A 13,248-nucleotide genomic window follows, 5' to 3' on the forward strand; every position below is an offset into this window, starting at 1 on the left:
AATTGCGGCAAGTTTGCCCCAAAAACAGACGTAAATCGGTCTCTTCTCGCACTTTATCTGTTCTGTTCACCATGGAAGTGGTAAGATTCTTCAGGAAGCCGCTTGAATCAATAATTTTGCAAGAGGCTCAGTCTGTAAACAACTCGCAGAAGTTCGTTATGAAATTCCACCGGCTTTAACTTACCACTACGAAGTGCATCCTGTAGTTCGATATTTTTCCTAAAACTTATAAATCCTCCTCCAAGAACCTGCATGGCTTTTTTTACTCCACCATGCAAGTCACCGAGAGCACGAACGCTCTGTTCTTTTGCCTCCTGCACCCATTGCTCAAGAAAACATTTTTCCGGCTTCTCGGCTTGAAATCGCGTAGAGTGGACAGAAAGCCAGAGCAAGACAAAATCAGAGTAAATTTCTCCGTCAAACATGGATTCAAGATCAAACTCTAGAAAGGACTGTCTCGACAGAGCTTGGGTATCACGCAGTATGCGCAATTGCAGACCATTTGATACTATAGCCCAGAGATGGTCAGCAGAACGGTTAAGAAATTCCTGCACCAAACTATGGGGATTGACTCGAGACGCTCCAGGGACTCCGGCTGACCGCCGATCAAGTTTCACATTGCAACCAACAAGATGTATCGGAACAAAACCCAAAAAACGATTTATTGGATAGGTGTAATCTCCTAATCTAGGACCTGCGCTCGTAGGCAATGGACCGAAGTTCAGCTCACGAAGCAGGTGTAGTGTCCACGTGCTATTAGTGAGACCTGTTCCAGTTTCGTTCTCTGAAAGTCCTTCTGAAGCTCTGCGGAACTCAGTCCAGTGTTTAAGCAGGCGGTTCCAAGAAGTAGTAATTTTTTCATTTATGCGCTCGCCGTGAAATACTTCATAAGTTTCAGGGTTTGTACCTGGTATAACTTCTTCTAAATCACGTACACGCCCGAGAAAACTGGTTGGAAGCAGTCCGCCTTCAGAGCGTATTGTCTGGAATTCATGATTATTTCTACTCATAATCAGTTAAGCCTAGGCAAAAGCACGTAAATTCCAAGTATGTCGGCTGGTAGAACTGGTTCAATCCGAAGACCTCTTTGGGCCTGAGTAGATTTTCCTCGGACACGACTATGAATTTCAAGCTGTATCTCAGAGCGCCTTCTCGCAATTAATTCCAAAGCACACTCATATTTCGGAATATCTGATAAAGTCAATTCAATCTGTTGGTTAATTGCTGTCTGTGTAAGATTTTTCTCGGGATGCACGGACAGCAGTTTTTCACTTTCTTGCAACTCCATCCAGTCTGGATTATCGGAAGGGCCATCGCAGGCCAATGGAACAATTTCTTCGCACAAAATTGCTTTGTCGGTCTTTCCAACTGTATCGTTGATGTGGTAACGAAAACGCACAACCAGAAGAATAGTCCGCGATATAACAGAAGATGTGGAAACAACCCCGCAACGCGAAGCAATACCGAGTTGATTCGCAACAGGATCAAGCGCTTGATCAAGCACCCAGCTTGCGAGGCCTTCAATAACAGGACTAGTTCTTCCCAGATAGACTTCTTGCTGACCTAATGGAATATCAAATCGTCCTGAAAACGGTTCATCGTAACCGATTGATTGTCGTAAAGAACGTGGAGTTTCTTTGTTCAAATGAATTTCGACACTTTCTGGTTTAGATGTTAGAGGGACCCCTGCTCGTTTCAAGGCCGTGAAAAAGAAACGTCTTATATCCTTGTTGCAACCTATCGCAGAACGTACATTTTCAAGTTCTGCACAGACTAATTCTGGATTAAGTGTCTTTTGAGCAAAACGTGAACGACTCGCTTTCTCCCTGTCTCGTGCATTCTCCCATTCATCATGTATCAGTTTTTTCTTTGGTTCGATTTCCTCAAAAAAATCCAACGACAACTGCCTTGAACTAATTCCAGCCATCTCACGTAATAACGCACCTTCAAATAAGGTTTCTATAATCTGCTCGCTTGACCCGGGTACTGCCACAGCAACCCCCAAGTCACTTTTGATCTTCTTGTGCTTTCGAATCAGCACATCAAGAATCACCCCATCAACAGGATTATCTGTGCCGTAACAGGTTGCTACTCTGACTTCGGGGTTGCTCTGACCAAATCGGTCCACACGACCTTCACGCTGTTCATGACGCGTCGGGTTCCATGCCAAGTCGTAATGGTAAACCGCATTGAAATGTTCTTGTAGATTTATTCCCTCGGAAAGACAGTCTGTGCAGACCAGAATGTAATCGCCCGGTTCACTTACCAAAGCGTCAATTCGCGCCTCACGTTCTGAAGGAGGGAGCAGTCCTGTGACAGATTCCACTCTTACATTTTCAGAAAATGCCTTTCGGAGTTTCTCCGTAACGTACTGGGCCGTGTCAATAAATCTACAGAAAACAATCGTCTTGAAGCCATCCTTGATTAAATGCCTTAGTTCCTTAACTGTAGTTTGGATTTTGTTGTCAGCATTGTCCGAAAGTTGTTCTGCACTACGAGCAAATGCTAAAAGCTTGGGGCGGATATTAACTCTTTCCTCTTCGGAGTCAGACCCTGGACTGAAATCCAGAATGACTTCATCATCTTCGCCCTGATCAAGCACCGTACGCCGTCCGACTTCATCCACTTCATCTTCTGGAACCTCTTCAACAGCAGCCCGATTACGCAGAGTAGTTACCGCAGCTGCCGGGCTGGATGAAATACAGCGCAACAAGGCAAGTGCTGACCAGTATCGAACTCTTCTCCGACGCTGACTCGAATCTTTTTCTGATACATATCCACGAACAAACTTGAGGACATCGTAAAACAAGCGCTTGTATTCTTCGCTGAATTCGTATTTGACTTCCTTATCCCTTCTCTCTGGAAATGAGGTGTCGGTTTCAAGGTAATGGCGGATATCGGCACGGCGTCTCTGAATAAGATGTCGCGCAAGATTGCGCCTTATTCCTTCACGCTCCTCTTTATCAAGATCAATCGGCAGATCTGAGAATCTTTGATCAAGAAGACCTAAGAGGGAGCGGAAAGCATTTTCATTTCCACTATGTGGGGTTGCCGTAACCAGTAGGAGATGACGGGATTTTTCTTCCGCAAGTTTTTTCAATAAATCATATCGTTGCTGTTTTCCTCGATTGTTTCCACCGGAAAGAGTGCACCTGTGAGCTTCATCAACAATTACTAATTCCGGGCACTTGAGAACGAAATCGTCTACCCGCCTACGGGTTTTGATAAAATCGGTAGAAACGATAGTGAAATTATGCCGGTCAAAAACCGAAACGCCTACTGACAGGTCCCTCTCCAGACGGTTGATCGTACTGCTTAAAACAAGTTCCGCGTCAATATGAAATTTCTCGTATAGTTCGCGTTTCCACTGTTCGGCTAGGTGTGGAGGACAAAGGACAGTCAGTCGCTTTATTTCTCCGCGGTCAAGCAGTTCGCGTGCAATAACACAAGCTTCTATGGTTTTACCGATGCCAATGTCATCTGCTATAAGTAGCCGCACCGGATCAAGTCTGAGGGCCATCATCAACGGAACCATCTGGTAGGGGCGAGGCTCGACCGCAATGCGTCCAAAACTTCGGAAAGGTCCTGAAGCGGCACGGGTTGACAATCTTGCAGCCTCCCGAAGCAAAAATCCAGATGAAAAATCGCCTATATCATTTTTTGTCGGATGCGTAAACCTTGCTGACTCTACGGGTTCTACATATCTCAGTATACAGGTGACTTCATCATCAACCCCTCCGACCGGCCGTACCGTCAAAATATCTTCTTCTGACCCTGGCAGAACCACCCATTCGCGTCCACGGGCATGAACGAGAGTGCCGGGCTTGGAAAGCGTTAGAGGGGTATTCATTTTTCGAAAATTCCAAAAATGTCGGGATGTTGACGGAAAATTTCATTCCAATCTTTTTTGTAATGGAACCGGATGACCGAGTAGCCAGATTCTATAAGCTTTCTTTTGTTCTCATCGTCATTGCGGATCTGGTCCGGTCTGTCGTGAGGAGGCCCATCAATGTAGATCGCCGCATTGTATTTTTTATAGAAGAAATCCGGTCTTGTTTGACACTCACTGATCAGGTGCTGTGCATCACTTGGAAGTTGGAGATTCTGTTTTTCAAGCAGGTCAAGCCACCGGCGTTCAAGGTCGCTGTCGCAGAACTTTCGAAGTTTCTCTATCCTTTCTGACCTTGAACCTAGCCCTCCAGATGGTTTTAACTCAGAACAGATGAGCTGAGCCAAGAAATCGCGAATCAGGTAACGGTCAAGCAGTGAATGATCAGGTTGATTATAATAATCTAAAAGGCATTTGTAACATGCTTTTCCGCAAGTTTCCGATCCCATATCTTCAAGACTGTCAGGGTCAAAATGGCAAATCTCAAGAGCTTTACGGGCAAGCTTTGGTATTATCTCTCTTTTTTCCACTATCTGTCTTAAAACTCCTGCACCACCCTCCGTAGCTTCGTAGAAAAGAATTTCTTGACGGTTGTGATTCCTAGCCGAAGGCATTGCCTCACAGGACAGCTCTGCGGGTTCTAGCTGAAAATGTTCCTGAATAGCCCTCTTTAATGCGGACTGCAATCCCGCCATTACAGACTCCTCGGGAATTTTCTCAAAATTGAATACAAGGACATTTTTTGTATCGGTTACATAAGGAACTACTCGTTTAACCCGAACTGAAGCCGCAGATACATCATCTTCATCATCAGGGCTCCGACTTGCCCAGTAACCCTTATCTATATCTAGGTTGAAACCAGCAGGTGTGCCTTCTCTCTGAGTCACCCAGCCAAGATTGATTCTATATATATCAGTGGAATCACAGTAAGTCAGACGCATAAACCGGTCACCGTTAACCACGATCTCGCTATCAACTCGCTCTGATTCGTTAAACTTGTAGGAAGTGATGAGATTATAGCCGTAACGTTGCCTTTCCTCTTCGTTGCATGTTATACGCTGAACCAATTTAAGAGTGACATTTTTAAGTGAGACGAGATCGGAAAGATTTTCAAGGTCACCTGAACCGCACCTGTCGCACAGTTCTGATAAGTTGCTACCGTTTCTCTCAGTGTGAGCATAGCCGCAAGTATTGCAGCGCTTCATTGTCATTTGTATGGGGCCATCGTTTTCAGGACCAAAATCCAGACTGACTTTATGGGCCTGATAGCGAGATCCTTCGTGGTAAACAAAGGCTTGAGGACCAAATTCGGAGATGGCAAGAAATCTCGGGCGGGAGATATATCCGTCTTTTCCCTTAAGACTTCTTCGTCCAGGAACGTATGCAGATATCGGAAGACGTGGGAAATTGTATCCGGGCAAAAAACCTTCAACCGCAAAATATCGATAGGAATAAAAGTCGCCTTCATATATTCCTTCAGGCTCGGTCAAGAGACGAATCTGGCTTTCTGCCTGCTCTCTGAGTCGCCGGGAGTATCTGCGTTCGGCTTCCGGTCGAGAATGGTCACCTATTATACTGTGATGAACTTCTCTCTGCTGAACTGCGGAACGATACAGAGTTCTCCAGCGTTCACAGGATTTATCAAACGAGAGACAAATCTGATCAAGAGAAGTCTTAGCCCAGTTTTGAAGCTTTTCGGTTTCGGAAGGGTCGTCGCTAATGCTCATTATAAACCGGTCGGCTTTTTCCCTTGCTTTGGTGAGGTAATACCTGTCCTCAAGATCTTCCCGAATAGAATCTTTGATCGGAAGGTGGAAGTTCCCACTGCCCCGGTCGATAACATCCATAACACCCATGAGAGTTTTGCCTAAACTAGGTTTTGCAACTTCCATCCAAATTGCGTAAACATGTGAACGTATAAGATCCTGATTCATAAGGTCAATATTGGGTGGGGCAACCGAACCTGAAACCATCTGCTCCGGACATTGGAAATAATACTGATCGTGGGGACTACGCCCTGCACAGTAAGTGTAAACAAAAGCAGGTTGACCGCCTCTTCCTGCTCTTCCGCTACGCTGAGAATAGTTTGCCGGGGTCGGAGGCACATTTCTCAGATTGACAAGATTAAGCTGAGCAATATCAACACCAAGCTCCATAGTAGGAGAACAGAAAAGAAGAGGAAGTTCTCCTTTTCTGAAACGCTCTTCACGTTCTTCTCTTTCTTCTGAATATACTTGGGCCGTATGCTCTCTGGCTTCCAGTACGGCTCTCAATTCAACAAAATTTTTATAGCAGTTGACAAAATACCTGTTAGGTTCAGATTCAAATTGGCCTGTTTCAAAAAGTCTCGTCAGGTCAACCGGTTGGCTTCTTCCTTCATCGGCTATCCAGCAAAGAGATCCCGGGTTTATCTGGTAGCCCGGTTTTTCTCCAGAGCCAACTTGTTCAAGAATCCCATATGATTTCAGGGCTTGGAACAGGAATTCGATAACCCCATCAACTTCTTTCCGACCAAATTTCTGACCTTCTGATGTATATTTTCTCAAAGAACGTCTTAAGTACTGCCCGTATCGACCATAGGAAGACACAAAAACCTTATCCTCGAAAGAATCTCCAGAAGAAACCCGGCTTTTCTGGTGTGGATATGCAACCGTAGAACTGACAAGTTCTTTAATGTCTTCAAGATACCAGACCGTATTTTCATCAAGGCGGGTGGTTGTCTGGTCTAGCAAATCTCTTTTATTTCGAGGGTAAAGCACATCAACATTGACGGCAAGAGACCTGCGCAGAAAATCAAGAAGTGTTTTGAGAATCTCGCCACGCAGTTCGGTCGGACAGTTTTTCAGAATTTCTGGGGTTTGAATGAGCTCCAGATCTTTTCCATACAGAGCCTCAACACCAGAAGTCCAGATACTGGAATCATTCAGAAGTCCGTTATGGTCTTCGAGGCCGCTATACTCAAAGCGCAATAATCCGCAATCTTCAAGGTTTGGTGCCGTGACCCTCCAATCCCACTTCAGGTCACGATACAGATGGTAATTAATCACGCGACGCAAGGCATCGTCAGTATCATTTCGTGCAGGACCCCTTACATGAGGGTCTGCGGCATAGTCTTCAAAGCGAAGAGCCATAGCCTCAAACACTTTTCGTGAAAGTTCAGCATGTTTCAAACCATCATTTTTTTCCTTCGCAGCTTTGTAAAGAGCTGACCGCAACAAAGCGACTTGGGTAAAATCGTTAAAATGCCCAGCCTGAAGAGAGGCATCTTGGCGATTATCGGTAAAACTCAGCAGCTTTCGCGCTTGCTGACTTAGGGATGAGTCACTCTGAAGCTCAATTAGTGATTTTACAGCGAGGATTGTTGTTGCTGTGCTTCTGTTGTCAATTCCCAGGGTGTTTAATTTACCTCTCTCAGCTCTCTGGTTGCGCTTATACGCAATTCCACACTTAGAGTTCAGACAGAACAGAAAGTTTCCTTTTATCAGTGCCGCAGAAATACATCCCTCCCCTTCAGAAACAATTCTCCCTTCGGGATTAACAAATACCGGTTGGGGAATCTCTTTGCGTTTTTGTGCGTATGTAGAAATACGTTCAACTCCTGATGGAGTTGTCTCTTTCATGAAATCAGGAAGCCTGTCTTTAATCTCTGAGTCTGCCGTTGGCCAAGGATCGCTACCGGAAACATAAAGATATCCTTCCTCGCTGTCATCCTGCTCGTATTGACGGTCTTCACGGGGCTTCAAATAAGAATTGCCGCCTTCAGATTTGCAAAGGCTTACCCTGTAATACTCGGTTCCGCATTGACGGCAGAAGACCAGAGGATATAGGACTTTCTCAGGTTCTCCTGGTTGGGAAACAAGTTTTGCAATCTCGAGATGTCGCTTTTTTTCTGATTCGATTGTTGTCCATACCGTATCACCCCTAGTGAAGAATTGATGAAGACGAAAGGGGAATATTGGAAAACCGCTTGATTTACTAGAATACAGGTCCGAGCCTTTCAGAAGATACTTTTTCAATACTTTTTCGCATTGGTCCGGTTGTGTTGAGGTTAATTCCGCCAGTTCTTGTGAAGCAGAATCTTTCCCCCGCAACCGGCGTGGGGTCTGACGTACCAGCACTTCCGAATTCAGATCGCTTTTAACACCAAATGTAGATTCAATCCAGCGCGAAAGAAGGTTCTTGCGAAACTCTTCATAGTGATCAGGAGGGTCCTGACACAATTCAATTATAGATCTTAATTCGGCCTTCGTGTTAGGATCCTCACAGTTAATTTCCCCTGTCAGACGCTCAAGCGTTTCGCCAATCACTTGATCGGATGTAATTCTCGTACCGAACAGCTTCTCCGCAACAGATGCTACTTTTTCTTTCTGACATTGTAATGTTCCTTCGGTTGACATCGTTGCGGATGTCCCGACACATATCATTTCATGTCCCTCAAAAGCAAGTCTACATCTGCGGACAAGTAAAGCTACATCCGCCCCCTGCCTCCCTCTGTATGTATGAAGCTCGTCAAATACCAGAAATTTTAACCCCTTCGCTGCCTTTATGAGTGCCCTGTCTTCACGACGGGTCAGGAGCAATTCCAGCATCATGTAGTTTGTCAGAAGAATGTCTGGGGGATTAGACCTGATTTTCTCTCTTTGGTCTTCCTTTTCCTGTCCTGTGTAGCGCGCGAAACGAACTGGCGAACCACCTTCTGGATATCCTTTTTCAAGAAACTTTACAAGCTCTTCTTCCTGACTGTTGGCAAGGGCGTTCATGGGATAAACAACAATTGCCTTTATCCCGTTTCCTGCACCTTTTCGTAGTACGTAGTCAACTATCGGAATTATATAGGACAGACTTTTCCCCGAACCAGTTCCTGTTGTAAGAACATAAGATTTCTTCTCTTTGGCTTTTTGAATCGCTTCTGTCTGATGTTTATACAGCCTGAGGTCTTCGCCGTGAAAATCATTATCCTTCCCTATACGGAAAATTCCACGGCATTCCTGATGCAGCAGTTCTTCTTCTTTAACCAGTTCATTAATTGTGCGCCCAGGCATGAAATTCGGGTTAAGTTGAAGAAGCGGTTCCGGCCAGAATACCCCGTTTTCAAGTGCTGAGTAAACTTTCTCACTTATACGAGAATCCTTAATCTTAATAAAGCTTCTGGTGTATTCTTCGTAATCCTTTACAAGCTTTTCTCGGAGTTCAAAAACATCCATAGATTTATATCCAGAAAATGTCTTCAGATTAGGAGTGACTGGATATTACAAAACCGAAAATCCCAGTTTCCTCCCATTGAAACGGACTTGCAATTGTTGCATATTCCCTGTAGAAGGGTACACGAAAAATTGTTTATGACTATTACTTCTGAATCTGCAATTGTGATTCCCCTTTCCAGATGGGTAAGTTCTGCATGTGGACCTTTCCAACTTCCACATGTACCTGCGCACTTCAGCAGTTACTCAAACGCTCCGGGAAATTCCCCAGCCTCTGCTCACATTATCATCATCGAGTCGCCGTAACTAAGGAACCTGTAACCACGCGATTTCGCCTCCTCGTAAGCGGCGAGGGCCAGCTCCCTTGTGCCGCAGAACGCGGAGACAAGCATAAGAAGGGTTGAGCGAGGCATATGGAAATTGGTTATCAGAACGTCTACAAACCGGAATTCGTAAGGAGGTTTTATAAAAAGATCCGTCCTTCCGGAAAAAGGCCGCATCTCCCCGATGTTTCCCTCTGCCGACTCAAGGACCCTCGTAACCGTGGTCCCCACGGAAATAATCCTTCTTTTCTGCGCCTTGGCTTCGTTTACCGCCTCTGCGGTCTCCCGTGGAACCGAGACGCGTTCTGAATGCATTGCGTGGTTATCGATAAATTCTTCCTTTACGGGCCTGAAGGTCCCCTCTCCCACATGCAGAGTGACATACTTCATCAGAACGTCCTTTTCGCGAAGGTCCGAGATAAGTTCAGGGTCGAAATGAAGCCCGGCCGTCGGAGCGGCGACAGATCCCTCCTCGGTCGCGTAAACAGTCTGATAGGTCTTTTTATCCGAAGGCTCGGGTTCTCTTTCTATGTAGGGCGGAAGCGGCATCCGTCCCGCGCTGCTGATGATCCGCTCGACGGGTTTGCTGAATCTTATAGTCCAGCTTTTATCGGGTTCCCTCCGAAGGCTGCCCCACACCCCTCCATCGAGGGAGACCCTAAGACCCTCGGCCGGATTCCTGAAAAGCACACCCCACCGGGCCTCATCCTTTTTCTCCGTAAGGAGAAACTCGACGACTCCCCTTCGTTCCACGTGTCCCGAAAGCCTCGCGGGAATAACCCTGGTGTTGTTAAGAACCATGAGGTCGCCGGGGCGGAGCATATCCCTTAGGTCAGAGAACCTGGCGTGGGAGAAAACCTGGGTTTTCCTGTCAACCACAAGGAGCTTTGAGGAGCTGCGCTCAGAAAGCGGATACTGGGCAATCAGCCGCTGGGGAAGATCATAGTCGAATTGATCCGTTCTCATCCGCGAAAGGGGCTATTCCCCCTCAAGAAGTTTTTTTACGGAAAGCCGGAGTGAGTTTAGCCTTATGAACCCGGTAGCGTCCGACTGATCGTAAATCGAATCCTCCTCAAAGGTCGCCAGGTTCTCGCTGTAAAGCGAATTCGGAGACTTTCTTCCACAGACTGTAACGTTCCCCTTGTATAGCTTAAGCCTTGCCGTGCCGCCTACGTCCTTCTGGCTCTCTTGGATAGCGGCGGTCAGCATTTCCATCTCGGGAGAAAACCAGAAGCCGTAGTATATAAGTTCTGATATCTTCGGAATCAGAGAATCCCTGAGGCGCATCACTTCCCTGTCCATGGTAATCGACTCAAGAGCCCTGTGCGCCGCGTGAAGAATCGTGCCGCCGGGGGTCTCGTACACTCCCCTTGATTTCATGCCAACGAACCTGTTTTCAACAATGTCCACCCTCCCGATGCCGTTTGCTCCGGCAACATCGTTTAAGCAGCCGAGAAGTGCCGCGGGGGAAAGTTTCTCTCCGTCAACGGAAACGGGAATGCCGCTTTCAAACCCGATTTCCACGTAAACCGGCTGATCGGGGGCCGCCTCGGGAGAAACCGTCATCTCGAACATATCCTCGGGAGGCTCGGCCCACGGGTCCTCCAGGATTCCTCCCTCATAACTTGTATGAAGAAGGTTACGGTCACAGCTGTAGGGTTTTTTCTCGGTCGCCGTGACGTCTATTCCGTTTTCCCTTGCGTAATTCACAAGGTCGGTTCTTGATTTGAAATCCCACTCGCGCCACGGGGCTATGATCTTTATGCCGGGGTGCAGAGCGTAGAAGGTAAGTTCGAAGCGGACCTGGTCGTTTCCCTTGCCCGTCGCTCCGTGGGAAACCGCGAAGGCCCCCTCGCGCCTTGCTATCTCGATCTGCCTTTTCGCTATAAGGGGACGGGCTATGGAAGTGCCAAGAAGATAGCTGCCCTCATACACGGCGTTTGTGCTTATCGCGGGGAAAACGTAGTCCCTTACGAACTCGTCTCTTAAGTCTTCGATGAATACCGCGCACGCGCCGGTATCCCAGGCCTTCCGCTCCGCCTCCTCTAAATCTTCTTTCTGTCCTATGTCAGCCACGTAGGCTATAACATCGGAGTCGTACTCGTTTACGAGCCATTTCAGGATTACCGAGGTGTCAAGTCCCCCGGAATAGGCAAGAACTATCTTGTTTTTCTCAGACATATTACTGGTGCTCCGGTATTTCTTCGCGAATGGAAGACTTGATCAAGGCCTGTCCTGATTCTGCTCAGAGATGGAGCGAAGATCCAGAAGGGAAAACTTTACTCCCTCGTTCTGGTAGAATTTTTCAAGCGCGAGCCCCGCGTATTCTATTTTCTGGAGATCATCTCCAGTGTAGGTAAGGTTTTTAACTTCCCCGGAGAGTTTGCACGAAAACGGTATGTCCTTATCCGGCCTTTCCTGGCAGATAAAACCTATGTCTATCTGCCCGCTCAAATCCATGCTAAGAGAAACAATGTATCCTACCGCGAGCTTAACGCTCTGCAGTTCAATCACCATGATCTTTGCCTTGCTCGAATCTTCCTCGTCTCCGACCTCCATCACGTAGCCGTAGTAGTTTATTTCCTTGTTCTGCTCGCTCAGCGAATTCATGTACCAGTAATCTTCCGAATCGAGCCAGGACATTATTTTCATTTTTCTTTCCTCCAAGGATTCACATGGATATTTTGGGAAATTATATACTATTATCCCGTCGTTGGGCAAAAGTCAGGGATTAATTCTGAACTATCTTTTCCGCCATCTTTTTTAGAATTTTGAGAAAATCTTTCTTTCCTTCCGCCACAAATCCCCTTATTTCTGAATCTTTCCACACATACCTGTCTTCTCTTTTTTTTAACGTTGCTAAGTCGCTTGGCTCAGCCTCTGTTCTCATCCGGTATTCAAAATCATTGGGTCTTTTTCTTATCAGCAACTCTGCTTTCATCGCAAATGATTCAGAGGCCTTGTAATTTTCATACGAAACCTCTAATCCAAACGGTCTGTTTTCTTCTCCTTCTCCCCAGCTTCTTCTTATATATTCTTTGAGCTTTTCCTCCAACGTACATCCGGGAAGCGTCCTTTCATAATTGCTCGGTTTAAAGGAAACCCTGCTTGAGTAAAAAAGCTCATCAAACTGCTTGAATTGATTTTCAAATACTTCAAGAAGGGTTATCCAGAACTGCTTATATATTTCTTCTATGTCTCTTCTTGACAGGGGTCTTACATCTTTTAACCCTCTGGCTTTTTCTCCCTTGATGAAAGTATCAATCTCTTTGTCAACATCTCGGGGTTCGCTTATATCCTCTCCCTTTGCCGCCTTGACCCCGACCTCAAGCCACGAGATCAGGCTTTTGCCAAGATAAACAGCAAGCGCTTCAATATTCCCTGTATCCGCTTTCTGGATGGCGGAAATATAGCCCTCTCTGTCTTCGCTTTTGATGACAACAGGAGGATAGCCGAACCGCATCAGAGCATAGTTTATCCATAAGCGCACTATGCGGCCGTTGCCGTCGTCAAAAGGATGAATAAGAATAAACCGGTGATGCAGTTCTGCCAGAAAAGACACTATTGAAGCCGGGGGAGATTCAATATTTTCCCTGAACCATTCCATCAGTTCCCGCATTTTCGCCGGAGTTTCTTCGGGAAGGGCAAATTTGAAGATTTCTCCAGTCGCGGTTCTTACGTGATTGGGTTGGTTTTTGTACTGCCCCGGAAGGATTTGTTTGCGCGTAGGCTGGCCGTCAGGGGTTTTGGCCTCTTTCCAGAAAGGCTCCTTGAGGATAATAAGATTCAGACTGCGTATGTCCGCTTCCGTTAGACAGTACTCCTTGTCTTCGGC

7 protein-coding genes are annotated in these 13,248 nt (G+C 46.4%); all 7 read right to left on the bottom strand.

Annotation, left to right across the window (positions count from 1 at the left end):
• Positions 1-107: 107 nt before the first annotated feature.
• The gene (locus OXG10_00220) at positions 108-1,010 is read right to left on the bottom strand and encodes a hypothetical protein (protein MCY3825798.1); all 903 of its coding nucleotides are present in this window, start codon (positions 1,008-1,010) and stop codon (positions 108-110) included.
• Positions 1,011-1,012: 2 nt separating this feature from the next.
• Positions 1,013-3,850 carry a helicase-related protein gene (locus OXG10_00225; protein ID MCY3825799.1) on the bottom strand — a complete coding sequence of 946 codons (2,838 nt, stop codon included), beginning with the start codon at positions 3,848-3,850 and terminating at the stop codon, positions 1,013-1,015.
• On the bottom strand, positions 3,847-9,093 hold the full coding sequence (locus tag OXG10_00230) for a DEAD/DEAH box helicase (protein MCY3825800.1): 5,247 nt from the start codon (positions 9,091-9,093) through the stop codon (positions 3,847-3,849). Before OXG10_00230 ends, OXG10_00225 begins: the two co-directional genes overlap by 4 nt.
• Positions 9,094-9,368: 275 nt before the next feature.
• Complete coding sequence (gene queA / locus OXG10_00235; protein MCY3825801.1) at positions 9,369-10,379, bottom strand: tRNA preQ1(34) S-adenosylmethionine ribosyltransferase-isomerase QueA; 1,011 nt, start codon at positions 10,377-10,379, stop codon at positions 9,369-9,371.
• A 12-nt stretch (positions 10,380-10,391) separates the two neighbouring features.
• Positions 10,392-11,594: an argininosuccinate synthase gene (locus tag OXG10_00240; protein MCY3825802.1), complete on the bottom strand. Its 1,203-nt coding sequence runs from the start codon at positions 11,592-11,594 to the stop codon at positions 10,392-10,394.
• A 42-nt stretch (positions 11,595-11,636) separates the two neighbouring features.
• Positions 11,637-12,065 (bottom strand): hypothetical protein, encoded by a 429-nt coding sequence (locus tag OXG10_00245; GenBank protein MCY3825803.1) that lies wholly within the window; start codon positions 12,063-12,065, stop codon positions 11,637-11,639.
• A gap of 79 nt (positions 12,066-12,144) precedes the next feature.
• A partial coding sequence (locus OXG10_00250; protein ID MCY3825804.1) for a Fic family protein occupies positions 12,145-13,248 on the bottom strand: 1,104 nt, incomplete at its 5' end.

The sequence above is a fragment of the Candidatus Dadabacteria bacterium genome (assembly GCA_026706695.1).
Lineage (GTDB): Bacteria > Desulfobacterota_D > UBA1144 > Nemesobacterales > Nemesobacteraceae > Nemesobacter.